This window comes from Lysinibacillus sp. CNPSo 3705 (assembly GCF_028674935.1).
Classification (GTDB): domain Bacteria; phylum Bacillota; class Bacilli; order Bacillales_A; family Planococcaceae; genus Lysinibacillus.
On sequence record NZ_JAQZSD010000019.1, the window covers coordinates 15,307 to 32,245 of the forward strand.

Annotated in this window: 16 protein-coding genes; 15 read left to right on the top strand and 1 reads right to left on the bottom strand. The window is 37.7% G+C overall.

Annotated elements, in window-relative coordinates:
• Positions 1-19 precede the first annotated feature (19 nt).
• The 5 genes from PVA17_RS10520 to PVA17_RS10540 all read left to right on the top strand — a co-directional run bounded on the left by PVA17_RS10520 (position 20) and on the right by PVA17_RS10540 (position 5,268).
• Positions 20-796 carry a LysM peptidoglycan-binding domain-containing protein gene (locus PVA17_RS10520; RefSeq protein ID WP_274067670.1) on the top strand — a complete coding sequence of 259 codons (777 nt, stop codon included), beginning with the start codon at positions 20-22 and terminating at the stop codon, positions 794-796.
• 160 nt (positions 797-956) lie between these two features.
• Entirely contained in the window at positions 957-1,712 is a 756-nt protein-coding gene (locus PVA17_RS10525) for a metallophosphoesterase (protein ID WP_274067671.1), read from the top strand.
• A 103-nt stretch (positions 1,713-1,815) separates the two neighbouring features.
• On the top strand, positions 1,816-2,781 hold the full coding sequence (locus PVA17_RS10530) for a YpdA family putative bacillithiol disulfide reductase (RefSeq protein WP_274067672.1): 966 nt from the start codon (positions 1,816-1,818) through the stop codon (positions 2,779-2,781).
• A gap of 220 nt (positions 2,782-3,001) precedes the next feature.
• Positions 3,002-3,721, top strand: coding sequence for a glycerol-3-phosphate acyltransferase (locus PVA17_RS10535; protein WP_274067673.1), 720 nt, complete (start codon positions 3,002-3,004; stop codon positions 3,719-3,721).
• Positions 3,722-3,726: 5 nt separating this feature from the next.
• Positions 3,727-5,268, top strand: a complete 1,542-nt coding sequence (locus PVA17_RS10540) for an aminotransferase class V-fold PLP-dependent enzyme (RefSeq protein ID WP_132359289.1) — start codon at positions 3,727-3,729, stop codon at positions 5,266-5,268.
• Positions 5,269-5,296: 28 nt separating this feature from the next.
• On the opposite strand, the gene PVA17_RS10545 is transcribed toward PVA17_RS10540, so the two are convergent.
• Positions 5,297-6,265 carry an asparaginase gene (locus PVA17_RS10545; RefSeq protein WP_132359287.1) on the bottom strand — a complete coding sequence of 323 codons (969 nt, stop codon included), beginning with the start codon at positions 6,263-6,265 and terminating at the stop codon, positions 5,297-5,299.
• A gap of 358 nt (positions 6,266-6,623) precedes the next feature.
• On the opposite strand from PVA17_RS10545, the gene prsW reads away from it, so the two are divergent.
• The 10 genes from prsW (at position 6,624) to PVA17_RS10595 (ending at position 16,889) form a co-directional block, all read left to right on the top strand.
• Positions 6,624-7,298, top strand: a complete 675-nt coding sequence (prsW, locus tag PVA17_RS10550) for a glutamic-type intramembrane protease PrsW (RefSeq protein ID WP_132359285.1) — start codon at positions 6,624-6,626, stop codon at positions 7,296-7,298.
• A gap of 354 nt (positions 7,299-7,652) precedes the next feature.
• Positions 7,653-8,474: a spore cortex-lytic enzyme gene (gene sleB, locus PVA17_RS10555; protein WP_132359283.1), complete on the top strand. Its 822-nt coding sequence runs from the start codon at positions 7,653-7,655 to the stop codon at positions 8,472-8,474.
• Between the two features lie 15 nt (positions 8,475-8,489).
• On the top strand, positions 8,490-9,773 hold the full coding sequence (locus PVA17_RS10560; RefSeq protein ID WP_132359281.1) for a PepSY1/2 domain-containing protein: 1,284 nt from the start codon (positions 8,490-8,492) through the stop codon (positions 9,771-9,773).
• A gap of 84 nt (positions 9,774-9,857) precedes the next feature.
• The gene (locus tag PVA17_RS10565; protein WP_132359279.1) at positions 9,858-10,517 is read left to right on the top strand and encodes a flagellar brake protein; all 660 of its coding nucleotides are present in this window, start codon (positions 9,858-9,860) and stop codon (positions 10,515-10,517) included.
• Between the two features lie 204 nt (positions 10,518-10,721).
• Positions 10,722-11,396: a (d)CMP kinase gene (gene cmk / locus PVA17_RS10570; protein WP_132359276.1), complete on the top strand. Its 675-nt coding sequence runs from the start codon at positions 10,722-10,724 to the stop codon at positions 11,394-11,396.
• Positions 11,397-11,498: 102 nt separating this feature from the next.
• Positions 11,499-12,635 (top strand): 30S ribosomal protein S1, encoded by a 1,137-nt coding sequence (gene rpsA, locus PVA17_RS10575; protein ID WP_132359274.1) that lies wholly within the window; start codon positions 11,499-11,501, stop codon positions 12,633-12,635.
• A gap of 257 nt (positions 12,636-12,892) precedes the next feature.
• Positions 12,893-14,203 (top strand): ribosome biogenesis GTPase Der, encoded by a 1,311-nt coding sequence (gene der / locus PVA17_RS10580; protein WP_132359272.1) that lies wholly within the window; start codon positions 12,893-12,895, stop codon positions 14,201-14,203.
• A 192-nt stretch (positions 14,204-14,395) separates the two neighbouring features.
• Positions 14,396-15,412, top strand: a complete 1,017-nt coding sequence (locus tag PVA17_RS10585) for an NAD(P)H-dependent glycerol-3-phosphate dehydrogenase (protein WP_132359270.1) — start codon at positions 14,396-14,398, stop codon at positions 15,410-15,412.
• A gap of 456 nt (positions 15,413-15,868) precedes the next feature.
• The gene (locus PVA17_RS10590; protein ID WP_132359268.1) at positions 15,869-16,078 is read left to right on the top strand and encodes a DUF2768 domain-containing protein; all 210 of its coding nucleotides are present in this window, start codon (positions 15,869-15,871) and stop codon (positions 16,076-16,078) included.
• 25 nt (positions 16,079-16,103) lie between these two features.
• Positions 16,104-16,889 carry a hypothetical protein gene (locus PVA17_RS10595; protein ID WP_132359266.1) on the top strand — a complete coding sequence of 262 codons (786 nt, stop codon included), beginning with the start codon at positions 16,104-16,106 and terminating at the stop codon, positions 16,887-16,889.
• The last annotated feature ends 50 nt before the right edge of the window (positions 16,890-16,939 follow it).

Here is a 16,939-nt window from a genome sequence, read left to right on the forward strand (position 1 = left end):
AAGGTTGGAGGAACGGCGAATGAGTAAAGAAGATTATCGCGATAAAATTGAAGAACATCGTCAATCTTTTGAGGAAGAACAAAAAGAACAGCAAGCTTTATCTAGAGTTTCAAGAATGAAGAAAAATGGAAATGACAATAAAAAACCAAGTAAAACAAAACGAAAACCGCCATTAATGACGATTCTTTTTGTAATTTTTATCTTAATTCCATTATCGATATTGGTCTATTTTTTAAAATTCTATGAACCTGGAACAACAATTGAAGAGGCCGAAAAAAATTCTTCAGATGAAATTGTAGAAATTGATAATTCAGGGGATGAAGATAAGGTGCCTGTATCTACTGACAAAGTAAAAGAAGACGATAAAGCAAACAAAGATAAGGCAGACAAAGCAAAAGAGCCTTCTAAGAAAGACGCTGAGAAATTAGCTGCTGAGCAAAAGGCAGCTGAGGAAGCGAAAAAGACCGAAGCAGCCAAGAAGGCAGAAGAAGCTAGAAAAGCCGATGAAGCTAAAAAAGCGGAGCAAGCTAGAATAGCACAAGCAGAAGAGGCTAAACGAGCTGAACAAGCTCGAAAGGCCGAGGAAGCGCGTAAAGCTGAGGAAGCACGCAAAGCAGAAGAAGCAAAACAATCTGCAAAAGCAAGTACTCATACTGTAAAAGCAAATGAAAATCTATATCGTATTGCTTTAAATCACTACGGCGATGGAAGTGAAGCAACATTATCGAAAATTCGTGCAGCAAATGGTATGTCTTCAAATAATGTAATGATTGGGCAAGTGATTAAGCTACCATAAGAAAAGCGGGTGTCATTCTTTGGCAATGATGTTTTTCTAGTATAAAATAATGGACAAACGTCAACACCAAATATGGTTGAGGCGTACGTCTTATTTAGTGAAAAGGCGATTCTTCATTATAACGAATCGTCTTTTTGCTTTCGTAAGGAGATGTGAGGGAATGATTTATATTGGACTATTTGTTTTAGTAGTCATCGCGTTCCTGCTTTATATGTTGAAGGTGGCACATGAAAATAATGTTTTACATCATCAATTGTTATTAAAGGGTGAACAGGAAAAGGTCCGACTATTTTTTATTTCGGATACACATTTACGCAAAATTAATCGCCAAATGATTGAACAGTTAGATGGTCAATTTGATGCTGTTATTATTGGTGGAGATTTTGCAGATGGACGCACACCTATTCAACGTATTCATGACAACCTTAAATTATTAACTCCTTTAGGACCGACATTTTTTGTATGGGGTAATAATGACAGAGAAGTAGGCGAAGAACGATTAAGAAGTATTTTGCAGGAACATGGTGTTCAGGTCATCGCTAATGATGCTGTATTACTACCTAAAAAAAACCGTTTTTGGCTAAATGCAATTGAAGACACATCTACAATGAAATATAGCTTTGATGAAGCATTTGCAAAGGTAGGAGAGAAAGACTTAGTTGTTTTTATCTCACATAACCCTGGTGTTTTTGCAAGAGTCCGTGCAAAATTTAGAGCAGATTTAATGATTGGTGGGCATTTACACGGTGGTCAAATAAGAATTGGTCCATACGGTGTGCATCCTAATGGCTCTTACCGGGAGCGTGAGGGTGTGATGACGTTAGTAAGTAACGGCTATGGTACGACATTATTGCCTTTCCGGCTTGGTGCGAGACCACAGTGTCATATTATTGACATTGAAATTTCGGGTAAATAAACAACCAAAACTCGATGGAAGGCGTATAATGGAAGCGATAAGGATTTATTTGAAAGTAAAGTATTAGCAAATTGCTGATACAAAGTTGATAGGAGTGTAAGAAATGCAGCAAGTAGATGCAATTATTGTTGGAGGAGGCCCATGTGGTTTAGCAGCAGCAATAGCCTTGCAAAATATTGGATTAAAGCCAATTGTCATTGAAAAAGGCAATATCGTAAATGCGGTTTACAATTACCCGACGCATCAAACTTTTTTTAGTACTAGTGAACGACTAGCTATTGGTGATGTACCCTTTATAATTGAAGGGCGTAAGCCAAAGCGAAATCAAGCACTAGTTTATTATCGAGAAGTTGTACGTTTGAAAGGTATTCAAGTAAACCGCTTCGAGAAAGTAAATAGCGTCGTAAAAAGTGGAGCCGTGTTTACAGTAACGACAAATAAAGAGATCTATACAACACCTTATGTTGTAATCGCAACAGGCTACTATGACCATCCGAATTATTTAAACATCCCAGGTGAGAAATTGCCAAAAGTCTTCCATTACTTTAAAGAGGGACATGAATTTTTTGATACAGATGTTCTTGTAATAGGTGGAAAAAATTCTGCAATAGATGCGGCGCTTGAGTTAAATAAGGCTGGAGCTCGCATCACTGTTGCCTATCGCGGTAGTGAGTATTCACCTAGCATCAAGCCATGGGTTTTACCGGAATTTGAAGGTGTAGTACGAAATGAAGAAGTCCAAATGCTTTTCAATACAAATATACTGGAAATCCGAGAGCATGAGGTCGTAATAGAAATTGCTGGTCGCAAGAAAACTTTACAAAATGATTTTGTTTTTGCTATGACAGGATATCATCCGGATCATTCATTTATTCGAGCAATGGGTGTCTCTATTGATTATGAAACGGGTCGTCCCTTCTTTAATCCTGAAACGATGGAAACAAATGTAGAAGGCTTATTTATTGCGGGAGTTATTGCAGCTGGAAATAATGCCAATGAAATTTTTATAGAAAATGGCCGTTTCCATGGCGATTGTATTGCAAAGACAATTGACAAAAGAACAAAATAGCAAGATGAGCTGTATAGGCATATAAGCTTATACAGCTTTTTTAAACCGTTAGAGAGAAGAAAGAAAGCAGTGGAGGAGTACGAAGCGACGGATAGAAGTTTCGGAGTGATGGATGAGAGAGCCGAAGCGACGGAAAGAAATGTCAGAGCGACGGAAAGAGCCGAAGTGACGGAAAGAAGTGTCAGAGCGACGGATGAAAGAGCCGAAGTGACGGAAAGAAGTGTCAGAGCGACGGATGAAAGAGCCGAAGCGACGGAAAGAAGTGTCAGAGCGACGGAAAGAGCGAAGCGGCTCTCCGGATAACCCCCAGGAAAGTGCCCAGTCATATCGGAAATCAACCTCACATTATGGTGATAGTACATATAAAAGGTGTGAAAGAATGATTGGATTATATTGGATTATAAGTTATGTTATAGGGAACTTCATGACAGCGTATGTCGTTGGAAAAGCATATGGCGTTAATTTACAGGAAGAAAGAAGTAAAAACTTAGGTGCAAGAAATGCTGGTAGTGTGATTGGGAAAGGTGCTTTTCTATGGACTTTTTTAGGGGATTCTTTTAAAGGTGCGCTCATTGTTAGTGTAGGGCGTTTACTGCATTGCGAAGAATGGGTAATTGTGTTAGGCGCTAGTTTGGGTATGTTTGGTCATATGTTTCCGTTTTGGCTTCAGTTTAAAGGTGGAAAAGGAGTAGCAACTTTTATAGGTGTAGGTCTGGCATTATCTCCGAGCTTATTTTTTATGATGGTTGTAGGAACAGCTATGACGTTTAGTGTAACTAGAAGTTTAACACTTAGTATGGTAGGTGGCTTAGTTTTATATGTGGGAGCAATTGTTTGTACAAATAAATTACTGTTATACATACCGATACTAGTAGCAATTTGTTTTATGCTTATTAAACATATGTCGAATATTAAAGAGTCTTTAGAGAGAAAGAAGTGATTATTATGTATTGGTGTAAAATTGCGCAAACAGATGCGGAGTTTGAGGAAATTGCACGTTTAAATTATGAAACCTTTGTTGAAGAAATTCCACAGCATAAACCAAACTCTGAAAGGAAAAAAGTTGACCGTTTTCATCATGAAAATACGTATATTGTTGTTTATAAAGGAATAGAACTTATAGGCATGCTTGCATTTAGAGATCAGAGGCCGTTCTCAATTGATGAAAAGATAGGAAAAGTTGAGCAATATTTATCTAAAGAGATTAGTGCTAAGCTATGTGAAATTAGATTGCTTGCAGTCAAGAAGGCATACCGTACAGGAAGAGTACTGCTGAAATTGACACAGGCATTGACTGCTTTTGCATACGAGAAAGGTTATTCGGCAGCGGTTATTTCAGGTACTACTCGTGAAGAGAAGCTTTATAAACAAATGGGCTTTAGCCAATTTGCACCTGCTACAGGGACAGAGGATGCTTTATTTTTACCAATGGTATTAACGAGACAGCAGTTTGAAAAGTCTTTACAGCAAAGACTTGCGAAGGAATGTCATACGTTTTATCCAGGTCCAGTGAAACAAAGAGAACCATTTATGTATTCAGAGCTTTCTCATCGCTCGTTAAGCTTCCAATCATTATTTGAGCAAATGAGAAATAAGTTACTTCAATTATCTGGAGCAGCGCATGTAGCTACAATTGTAGGAACTGGGACATTGGCAAATGAAGTTATGCTAGGGCAATTGAAGGCACAACAATTAGGGCGTGGACTAATTTTAACAAATGGTGAGTTTGGAGAACGTCTTCGAAAGCAAGCAGAGAGATGGTCATTGGATTTTGATGTAATTGAGCAAGTTTGGGGAAGTTCCTTTGATACAAATATTTTGGACGCTTATTTACAAAAAAGTTCGTATCAATGGCTTCTAGCAGTACATGGAGAAACGTCGACTGGTACTTGTAATGATATAAAGGAACTTATACAGCTTACACAGCGGTATAATATAAAGCTTTGCATTGATTGCATTAGTTCTTTCGGAGCAATGCCATTTTCTTTAAAAGATTGTTATTTAGCGACTGCTGTGAGTGGAAAAGCAATAGGTGCGCTCAGTGGTTTAGCTTTTATTTTTTCGCAAAACATTGTGAAATCTTCTTCAACATTACCAGCTTATCTCGATTTAGCTAATTACCAGCAAGGAGCGATTCCATTTACATTACCAGCAGTACTTGTTGCAAATGTTACTGCAGCGTTGCAAGCATATCCAGAAAGGTATGGACAGTTACAGCAACGTTTTAAAACATTACTGCAACTACCATTTATGCACTACCAAGTTTCAACTAGACAGTATCCGATGCTGATCACTTTACAACTGCCTAAGACTCTATCAAATCTACAGAGAGATTTAATGTTAAATGGTTATTATGTTCATGCAGATAGCCAATACTTACGTCAAAGAGATTTTATGCAGCTCTCTGTTATACAGCCGGATTTTGAGATAGCAATCAATCATTTACATAAACTCTTGAATTATTATAAGCAAATTGTAGATGCATAAGCTTACTTGAACATTGAATACAATAGCCTTACATGAAAAATTCCTTTAAATTAAGAGGAGTTCCTACTTTGTTAAGTCCAATTAATAATTTTAGTCGTGCCTTTTGACCATTAATACCAGTTGCAAATATAGCGCCTAAGTCTTCGAGCATTTTGCCGCCGCCAACATAGCCATAAACTCCTTCTGCGATACCATTAAAACAACGGGATACCAGTATAACAGGAATGCCGCGCTCTAAAAGACTTTCAATACCTTTAGCGACTGTTGGAGGGACATTGCCTTGTCCAAGGCCTTCTAATACAACGCCATCATATTTACATGCGAGTACTACATCAAGTAAGTCAATCTCCATGCCAGCATACACTTTCAGCATGGCTACTCGTTTTGATAATTCATCAATTTCTACATATTGACGGCGGATAGGGGCATGATGAAATAATATTCTTGATTTTGTAATAAGTCCAATCGGGCCATATTGAGGCGATTGAAAGGTATTTACAGAACTAGTGCTTGTTTTTGTAGTGTTAACAGCAAGGTGGACCTCGTCATTCATGACAACAAGTACACCTTTCTCACGAGCTTCTTCATCAACGGCCACACGAACGGCTTCTACTAAATTATAAATACCGTCTGCACCAAGTTCGTTTGAGGAGCGCATTGCACCTGTTAAGACAATGGGAATTGATAAATCCGTCGTTAACTCTAAAAAATAAGCTGTTTCTTCTAATGTATCAGTACCATGCGTAATAACAACGCCATCAATGTTCTTTTCTGCAACTTTTTCGATAATGAGATTACGTAATGTAAGCATTTCTTTTTGCGTAATATGTGGTGATGGGAGGTTAAAAGCCTCCATTTCAATAATTGTGGCAAGTGCATCAAGTTTACGGCTTTCCTTCATTAGAGGATTTTCCTTGTTTGGCATAACGGCACCTTCATCACTCATCGCCATAGAAATTGTGCCACCTGTATGAATTAATAAAATTGTTTTTTTCATAAAAAATATTTATCTCCTTTTAAAAAGTTTTATGTCATATCATGGTATAATAATAGCAGTTTATCTTCATGTAATAGATAGTTATTGTTGAAAACGGAAGCTTAATGTCTCATAAGTTTTTACACTTGAGATATACGTATATATTTTTTATGCAGCCGTCCAATATTCGGTAGATAAAGATAAACTTGGGAAATTATTTTACATCCTTTAAAAACACTAAAGTATCCCAACATGATGTCGCTTCACATACGCGCAAGAATAAAGTTGTTGGTTTAATGTATTGAGGGATGTCACGAATTTTAAAATCTTAACATAATTATGTCAAGGCGAAATTGATTTTTTGAAAGGAGCCGGCATCATGATCATTTTATTATCAGCTGCCATTGCTCCCGGTCTAGCGCTTTTTAGTTACTTTTATTTGCGCAATCAGATGGCAACGGAGCCAAGAAGAACCTTACTTCAAACGTTTTTATATGGCGCATTTTTAACGTTCCCAATCTTGTTTTTACAATATGTACTAACAGAGGAAGGGGTCTTTCGTTATCTTTATCTACAAGATGTAGTTTTTTCTAGTGTAGTTGAAGAGTTTTTTAAATGGTTTGTTCTGTTGATCGCAATCTACAATCATGTAGAATTCGATGATCCTTATGATGGCATACTGTATGGTGCAAGTATATCTCTTGGTTTTGCCACGATAGAAAATGTGCTTTATTTATTTTCTTTCGGTTTGAATACTGCATTTATGCGTGCATTATTACCTGTATCGAGTCATGCTTTGTTCGGTGTTGTAATGGGCTATTATTATGGACGTGCCAAGTTTTCTAAGCTTGCAAAGACGAAAGAAATGATTGCTATGGCGCTTTGTGCACCGGTAGTATTACACATTTTATATAATACAATTTTATCATTCAAAGGGTATTGGGTATATTTAATGATCCCTTTTATGCTATTTTTGTGGTGGTTTGGGCTACGGAAAGTCAAGCTCGCTCACTATCACCTCGTACAACATTTGCATATGCATAAAAAAATATAAAGCGTAGAAATCTAAAAAAGATTTCTGCGCTTTTCTTTTTTAACTTTTCAGCAATGTTTTCTATAAAGAAAGTTAAACGTAGTTACTAGTAAAAGAAAGCGTCAGCAATTGGAATCTTCCTTTTCTATAGGTGGTGAGATGAATACGGATTTAAGTTACTTTGCAGCGGGTGTATAAACACCTGTAGCTCCGCTTTCGGTACAAAAAAATCTACTAAAATAGAGGAACTCAGTCAAACAAGTGGCAATTTAAGTTTAAGCACAAAACCGATTTCAGACGCAATTTTACCGAGGCAAAATTGATAGGTATAAAATGAGTCGTTTGTTTCAAGCTATGAAAAAAGGAGTGATGATCATGCGTTTAGTAAGCATAGTTTTTGCTTTCATGTTGGGGATTAGTATTTTTGCTATTCCGCAAAATGACGCCATTGCATTTACCGAGCAACAGATTTCTCGTGGTGCTTATGGAGATGATGTAATTGAGCTACAGGCAAGGCTACAATACTTAGGATTTTATAAAAGTAAAATTGATGGCAAATTTGGCTATAACACATATTGGGCTTTACGAAATTTCCAAGAGAAATATGGTTTACCAGTAGATGGAATAGCCGGTGCAAAAACTAAAAAAACTTTATCTGGTTTTTCGGATTACGATGAAGGATGGGTAAAAGCACAATTAAATGCAGGAAATCAATTTACTTATTATGGTGGAACGCCACTTGAACAGCAAGTGAAACCAAACACTGGCGGCGGTGGTGGAGGTGGTAAAAGTAGTGGTAGTAGTAATAATAATGGGACTAAAACTCAAGTACCTCCAAAGTATACTGACAGAGATGTACAGTTAATGGCGAATGCGGTTTATGGTGAAGCTAGGGGAGAGCCCTATGAAGGTCAGGTGGCTGTAGCGGCTGTTATTTTAAATCGTTTGGAAAGTCCTGAATTCCCTAATACTATTTCAGGGATTATTTTCCAACCGCTCGCTTTTACTGCAGTGGCAGATGGGCAAATTTGGCTTGAACCAAATGAACGTGCAAAAGAAGCAGTTCTTGATGCGATGAATGGATGGGATCCTTCGGAAAATGCACTTTATTATTTTAATCCGAAAACAGCAACAAGTAAGTGGATTTGGTCACGACCTCAAATTAAACGAATTGGAGAACATATTTTCTGTTCATAAGAAAGGAGGAAAAAAATGAGAACTATGCTCGTTATTCTCACTGCTGCAGTTATTGGTTTAGGGGCATATAGCATTAATATGCACGGAAAAAATGCAAGTTTACAACGAACTGTGTTAGCTCAGTACACGGATAGTTTAACAGATGCATCCGAGAAATTATCACATTTACAAAGAGCTGTTTCGCAATCTTTATTGTTTCGAGATGACAATGCCATTCACAATGAGTTAGATTCTGTTTGGCGACTAAGCTCTGACGTTCGATCTTCTATGTCGAATATTCCTATCGGGCAGGAAGTGTCGAACGACTGGCTAAGCTACTTAGGGCGCCTAGGAGATGAGGCAAAGAAAACAGCTAAAACTGGTGATTTTAAAGCATGGCGAGAAAAAATGCCACAAGTCTCTACAAATTTACAGGCACTTTCAGATGAATGGTCATCTGCAACAGTAGATTTTTATAAAAACAACGGTAAGATGGATGTCTGGTTAAGACAAGTAGATACTAAAAACCCAAATACAACATTTGATAATGTGCATAAGACATTAAAGGATTACAGCGAAAAAGACTTCCCACTTACATTAAGTGAATCGGATTGGCAGAAAAAAATGGATCTTAAAGCATTACAAGATTCAGACATTACTGAAAAAGAAGCGTTGGAAAAAGTAAAACAGTTATTCCCTATCATAAAAGACGCAACATTTACTGTGACGAAAAGCAGTGATACGGCACCATATCCGTTTTATCATATCCAATTCCACCAAGATATTCGTTTAGGATATGTCGATTTAACAGAAAAGGGTGGACATTTAATATCCTATTTAGTGGAACGTCCAGTAGATGAAGCAAGGCTTTCACAAGATGAAATTATGAAAAAAGCTGAAGAATATGTAAAACGACTTGGAATGAATGATGTTGCATTTGTGGAATCTCGTGAAAACCATCAAGCATGGCATGTAACATTTGCGCGTGTTCACCCTGGTGATAATGCATTGATTTATGCAGATGGAGTGCAATTAAAACTTGCTAAGGATACAGGCGAGTTACTTGGTGCAAATGCGATGGAATATATTCAGGCAGAGACGATTAAACCACAAACGGCAAAACCAATAGATTGGAAAACTTTCTTCGATGATGATGTGAAAGTACAAGAAGTAAAAAATATTTATACAGATAACGGCTCATTTGAACAACGTCTTTGTTATGAGGTAATTGCGGTCCGTGATAAAAACGCGCAAGAAACTTTCCGAGTTGTTATTGACGCTGAAAATCACAATGTTTTAAAAGTGGAATATTTAACGTAATATAAGAAAAAACTACCAGTATATATAGCCAAAATGGGCATCTCGTGCGATAATAAATGTATATTTGTGTTCGGGGAGATGCTCATGGAAATAAAAATTGGTACACAATTAGAACTAGAACCAACTTATACAGAGCGTGTTGAAAAATTCCGCTGTAAAGTTGTAGAACAAAAAGATAATATTATTTATATCGATTATCCAATAAATATTGCCACAAAGAAAACAGCTTTTTTAATAGATGGCTCTGAATTTAGAGCAACTTTTCACACGGGGGATAAACAATCATTTTCTTTCAATACTGAAGTAATTGGACGTAAAGCTGGTAATATACCGATGATTATGTTGCATTGTCCAAAGGCAGATGACTTTATCAAAATTCAACGTCGTGAATATGTACGTGTGGAAACGCCTGTGGATGTAGCGATTCAGTTTAAGGATTACAAATATCAGCTAGTAACATCGGACATTAGCGCAGGTGGTTTGGCAGTAACCTTAAAAGGGGCAATCGCTTTCCAAGATGGTGATGAGGTTCAGCTGACCATCGTTTTACCATATGCCAATGGCGATATAAAATACGTGGTCACAGATGCGACGGTTGTTCGTATATACGAAAAAGATGAGATGAAAATGGCAACCATTCAACTAACAGATACGGATGATGTGGACCAACAGCATATTGTTCGTTTCTGCTTTGAACGCCAATTAGTGAATCGTCGTAAAGAAATAAATCCTTTTGATGCCTAATTTTACAAAGCTGATTTGGACGCAATGAAGCAGTAGCATAATTATTGGTCTTCCCAACTTCCATTGGTGAGTGGAAAATTCCATGAAATTTTGCAGGGAGTTTACACACCTTCAAATCGAGTAGTAGTTTGATTTAAGAAAGCCCTCTGCTTAAAGAGGGCTTTTTTATGATACAATATGGTGTGTTAGAAAGTAGGGGAAATTATGAAGAAAAACATTCAAATTGCAATTGACGGACCGGCTGGTGCAGGGAAAAGCACAATTGCGAAAATTGTTGCAGAAGCACTTGGATTTACTTATATAGACACAGGTGCTATGTATCGTGCGGTGACGTATAAAGCGATGCAACAAAACATACATTTAAATGATGAAACAAAATTAGCAGAAATGCTAGCATCCAGCACAATTGACTTAAAGCCTTCTTCTGAAGGACAACTTGTCTTTTTAGACGGGAACAACGTGTCGGCAGAAATTAGATCTAATGAGGTAACTTCATCCGTTTCACAAGTAGCAGCACACGCTAAAGTACGTGAACTATTAGTAGCGCAGCAACAAAAGCTTGCGGCTAATGGTGGCGTTGTTATGGATGGGCGCGATATTGCTACGCATGTATTAAAAACTGCAGAACTAAAAATCTTTATGTCTGCAACTGTAGAAGAAAGAGCAAGACGTCGTTTTATGGACAATCAAAAACGAGGAATCGAATCTTCTATTGAAAAGCTGCAAGAAGAAATTGCCCTGCGCGATAAAATGGATAGCGAGCGTGAAGCATCGCCACTAATTCAGGCAGAAGATGCCATATTTTTAGATACGACAGCATTGTCAATTGATGAAGCAGCACAAGCCATTTTAAAATTAGCGCACGAAAAAATGGTATAAATCCTAAAATTTCAGACATTTTTTGAATTTAAAGGATTTATTTTTGTCTTTATCTTCAATTTCGAATAAAATAGTAAGGGAAGATGCGAAGGAGGGTTACATATGTCTGAAGAAATGAACTATGCAGAACAAACGTTTAACGAAGGTGATATCGTCAAAGGTATTGCAGAGCAAGTTGATGAAAAAGCGGTAACTGTTTCAATTCCAGGTGCACCATTTGACGGTATTGTACCAATAAGTGAATTATCAAGCTTACACATTGAAAAAGCGTCTGACGTAATTTCTGTTGGAGATGCGTTAGAGCTGATGATTACAAAAGTCGAAGAAGAAAACTATGTATTATCAAAACGTAAAGTAGATGCTGTAAAAGCATGGGATACACTTGAGCAACAATTTAACGCTGGGGAAATTTTCGAAGCGGAAGTCAAAGATATTGTTAAAGGCGGTCTTGTCGTTGATTTAGGAGTACGTGGCTTCGTTCCAGCATCCCTAGTAGAAGACCACTTTGTTGATGATTTTGAAGACTATAAAGGCAAATCTCTTAGCTTTAAAATTGTTGAGCTAGACAAAGAAAAAAATCGCTTGATTTTATCACATCGTGCTGTAGTTGAAGCTGAAAAAGCTTCTCAAAAGAAAGATGTTATTAACCAGATTAAAACTGGCGATGTTTTAGATGGTAAAGTACAGCGTATCGCATCATTTGGTGCATTTATTGACCTTGGTGGTATTGATGGACTTGTGCATATTTCACAAGTGTCTCATGAGCATGTCAGTGATGTAAGCGAGGTTTTAGCGGAAGGACAAGAGGTGAAGGTAAAAGTCCTTTCTGTAGACCCGGAAAATGAGCGTATTTCGCTATCCATTAAGGACACGATTCCTGGTCCTTGGTCGAACATCGAAGAGCGTGCAGCTAAAGGTACAATACTTGATGGAAAAGTAAAACGTCTTACTTCATTTGGAGCATTTGTTGAAGTTTTCCCAGGTGTAGAAGGTTTAGTGCATATTTCACAAATCGCGCATAAGCATATTAACACGCCACACGAAGCGCTAAAAGAAGGACAAGAAGTACAAGTAAAAGTGCTTGACGTTAATGCTGAAGAAGGTCGCTTAGCATTAAGCATTAAGGATTTACTTGAAAATCCTGAGGCAGAGGAAGTAGTCGACTATGAATTACCAGAAGAAAACACTGGTTTCTCTTTCGGTGATGTCATTGGCGATAAACTGAAAAATTTTAAATAAACTAGACATGTGAGGATGCAATTTGTGTCCTCGCTTTTTTATGGAGAAAATAGCTAGAAGTGCCGAAGAGATGGATGAAATAAGACAAAGTGAGGATAACCACATCGAACCAGCAGATTTAAGTGGAAACGATGAAAAAAATACCAGAGAGATGAATAGAACGGTACATAGCGCGCTCGTTTATGGATATGATATGATATAATGGCATTTTTCGTGTATAATAGCGAAAGACAAGAAGTTGGAAGGATGAAGTACAGATGACGAAACCAGTAGTAGCCATCGTAGGTCGTCCGAACGTAGGTAAGTCGACGATTTTTAATCGTATCGTTGGAGAACGTGTATCGATTGTGGAAGATATTCCAGGAGTTACACGCGACCGTATTTATAGTTCGGCAGAGTGGTTAGCACATGATTTTAATATTATTGATACAGGTGGTATTGAGATTGGGGACGAACCGTTTTTAGAGCAAATTCGTCAACAAGCAGAGATTGCCATTGATGAGGCGGACGTTATTGTCTTTATGACAAATGGTCGTGAAGGTGTAACAGCTGCTGATGAGCAAGTAGCAAAAATTTTATACAAAACAAAAAAACCGGTCGTTTTAGCAGTGAATAAAATTGATAATCCGGACATGCGTGAGATGATTTATGATTTCTATGCGCTTGGCTTTGGTGAACCTTGGCCAATTTCTGGTTCTCACGGCTTAGGCTTAGGGGATTTATTGGATGAATGTGCAAAACATTTCCCTAAAGAAGATGAAGATCAATATGGGGACGAGGTCATTAAATTCTCGTTAATTGGTCGTCCAAATGTTGGGAAATCCTCGTTGGTAAATGCATTTTTAGGTCAAGACCGCGTTATTGTTAGTAATATCGCAGGTACTACACGAGATGCTATTGACACGCCTTATGAGTATGATGGACAGGAATATGTCATTATTGATACTGCAGGTATGCGTAAAAAAGGGAAAGTATACGAAACGACAGAGAAATACTCTGTATTGCGTGCGTTACGTGCAATTGAACGCTCGGATGTTGTTTTAGTTGTTCTTAATGCAGAAGAAGGCATCCAAGAGCAAGATAAAAAAATTGCAGGCTATGCGCACGAAGCAGGAAAAGCGATTGTTATTGTTGTTAATAAATGGGATGCCGTTGAAAAAGACGAAAAAACAATGAACGTCTTTACACAACAAATACGCGAGCATTTCTTATTTTTAGACTACGCACCAATTATTTTTGTTTCCGCCAATACAAAGCAACGTGTACATCAAATTTTACCGATTGTACAACGTGTAAGCGAAAACCATGCAATGCGTATTCAATCATCTATCCTTAATGAGGTTATTGAGGATGCTGTAGCGCGTAATCCGGCACCTGCTGATAAAGGCCGCCGTCTGCGTATCTACTATGCTACTCAAGTTGCGATACAGCCACCGACGTTTGTGGTGTTTGTCAATGAACCAGAGCTAATGCATTTCTCTTATGAGCGATTTTTAGAAAATCGTATTCGAGAGACATTTGATTTCGAAGGAACGCCAATTCGTTTAATTTCCCGTGCTCGTGCTTAGGAAAAATATACACATATAATACGCCAGCCCGACAATAATTGTTGGATGGCGTCTTTTTACAAGAGGGGAAAGTATAATTTTCTAAAGTCTACTATAAGATTGCTTTGAAGGTTTACTGTTGTAAGCATTTTCTCTAGCATTTTTCGTAAGAATAAGAATGAATTGTCTTTTCTTAACAAGGGAGGATTTTGAATGGAAAAAGTTTGTGTGTTAGGGGCAGGCTCGTGGGGTACAGCACTTGCAATGGTACTTGCAGAGAATGGGCATGATACACTTCTATGGACTCATCGAACTGATCAAGCTGAAGAAATTAACAGCTTGCATACAAATAGGAAGTATTTACCTGAAACGGAGCTGCCGACAAATTTGTATGCAACAAGTGATATTGCTCAAGCAGTAGCTCATTCGGAGACTATTGTCGTTGCTGTACCTACTAAGGCTATTCGAGAAGTATGTGAAAAAATGATAGCAGAGCTCGATAAAAAAGTACTGTTTGTTCATGTTTCTAAGGGGATTGAGCCTGATACATTAAAACGAATTTCAGAAATTTTGGCAGAAAGTCTACCAGCTGAATATGTAGAAGAGATTGTTGTACTTTCAGGTCCAAGCCATGCAGAGGAAGTTGTCTTACACCACCCGACAACTGTTACAGCCGCTTGTGCAAGTATTGAAGCCGCGGAAAAAGTACAGGATTTATTTATGAATCAATATTTCCGTGTCTACACAAACAAAGATGTGATTGGTGTAGAAATAGGTGGCGCCTTAAAAAATGTAATCGCATTAGCTGCGGGTATTTCAGACGGCTTAAATTATGGTGATAATGCCAAAGCGGCGCTAATTACTCGAGGATTGGCGGAGATTTCACGTCTTGGTGTTAAAATGGGTGGGAATCCATTTACATTCTCAGGACTTACAGGCATGGGAGACTTAATTGTAACATGTACAAGTGTGCACTCTCGTAATTGGCGTGCAGGTAATTTACTGGGGCAAGGAATGAAACTGCCAGAGGTACTAGACCAAATGGGCATGGTTGTTGAAGGGGTACGCACAACAAAAGCCGCCTATCAACTAGCAGAGAAATATGACGTGGCTATGCCAATAACAACGGCGCTTTATAGTGTTCTTTTTAGTGATATCGAACCGAAAGTAGCAGTTGATGCATTAATGATGCGTATGAAAAAGCGAGAAATCGATGACATGATATACTAATAAAAAATCATTAACCGTTATATATAGATTTTTGGTTAATGGATAAAAATGACTAATCAACATGCCTAATCTATGTGATTAGTTTTGTCATAAAATGGACATAAATAAGGTGTCTCAGTGAATAACTGAGACACCTTATTGTGTGCTTTTAGTTGAAAAATCTATAACGCTACAAAGGTTGTACATTTAACTTCTTTCAGCCAATGTCCTGCCTCTATAGGTGTTGGTATGATGCGGATTTAAGCTACTTTTCAACGGTTGTCCAAACGCCCGTGAAAGAAGTTAAAGCCTCCGGCAGATCGGGAAGGAATTCTTTGCGTAAGCTCGATTCCAGCCGCAATTATGCGTGGGCATAATTGATGGATAGTTATTGGACAACTATTTCTTTTTGGCGAAAGCACATAGTATAATATAGTTTGATTGTTTCGTGACGTTGAAGAAAGGTGGTTGTCTTAAATGGGTCCGTTAGCACATTTGCCAGCGCTAGATGTAATGTGGGTATCATTTTATTGTATCGGCTTTATGATTATCTCTGTTGGTTTAATTTATTTAGCTCGAAATAAGGTTTCAAACGGTTTTTTACGTACAATCGTAAATTTAATTGCATACATACTATTTGGGCTAGGCACATTTTTAATGGTACTAATTGTAGCAACATGGCCATGATAAAAAATGATGAGGTGGAAGTGACATGAAAAAACTAAGTGCTTTTCTTTTGGTAATAGTAACCGCAGTTCTTCTAGTAGGTTGTGCATATCCAGAAGACGAAAAAAGGGCAAAATTAGTGCCTGATGCTGACCAGTTAGCCGCTGTACAGCGTGCGGTTGATGAATACCGTGAAGCAACTGGAGGCCTAGTTCCCATTAAAAATAGTGAGCTAGATACAGATATATATATAAAATATTTAATTGATTTTGAAAAACTAATGCCTAAATATCTTGCTCAAATTCCAGGGAATGCCTATGAAAAGGGCGGGATTTTCCAGTATATTATTTGGGATCCTGAGAATGAAGCTAAAGTAAAATTGGTAGATTTAAATGCTGCAGAGCGAATTCGTGAAATTAATATTCAAAAACTTTCTACCCAATATTTACCGATAAAGGGTGCGACTTCTGATAATGTATATCAAATTAACTTTGAAGAATTGGGCTATAAAAAAGATGTAACTGTGAAAAGCCCTTATTCTGGTACCGAATTACCAATATTTATGACAGGTGATGGAGAAATGCATGTGGACTATTCCATCGATTTAGGTCAACTACTAAAGGAAGACAAGCCTAATGTGAAGCCTGGAGATGATATACGTCAACTACTTGTCGATAAATACCCAGTAGTACCAGCATATTCTATACCATATACAGTAGATGAAAAAGGTGAGCCCATTTATTTTATGGACGCCTATAATAGTGACGCAAAAAAAGCTAGAGAGAAAGCTAGAGAAAAAGCAATTCAAGAGTCTAAATCCAAAACTAAATAAGATTAGTCACCAAGCTCCTTACATTTGTGAGGAGCTTTTCATATTTATCT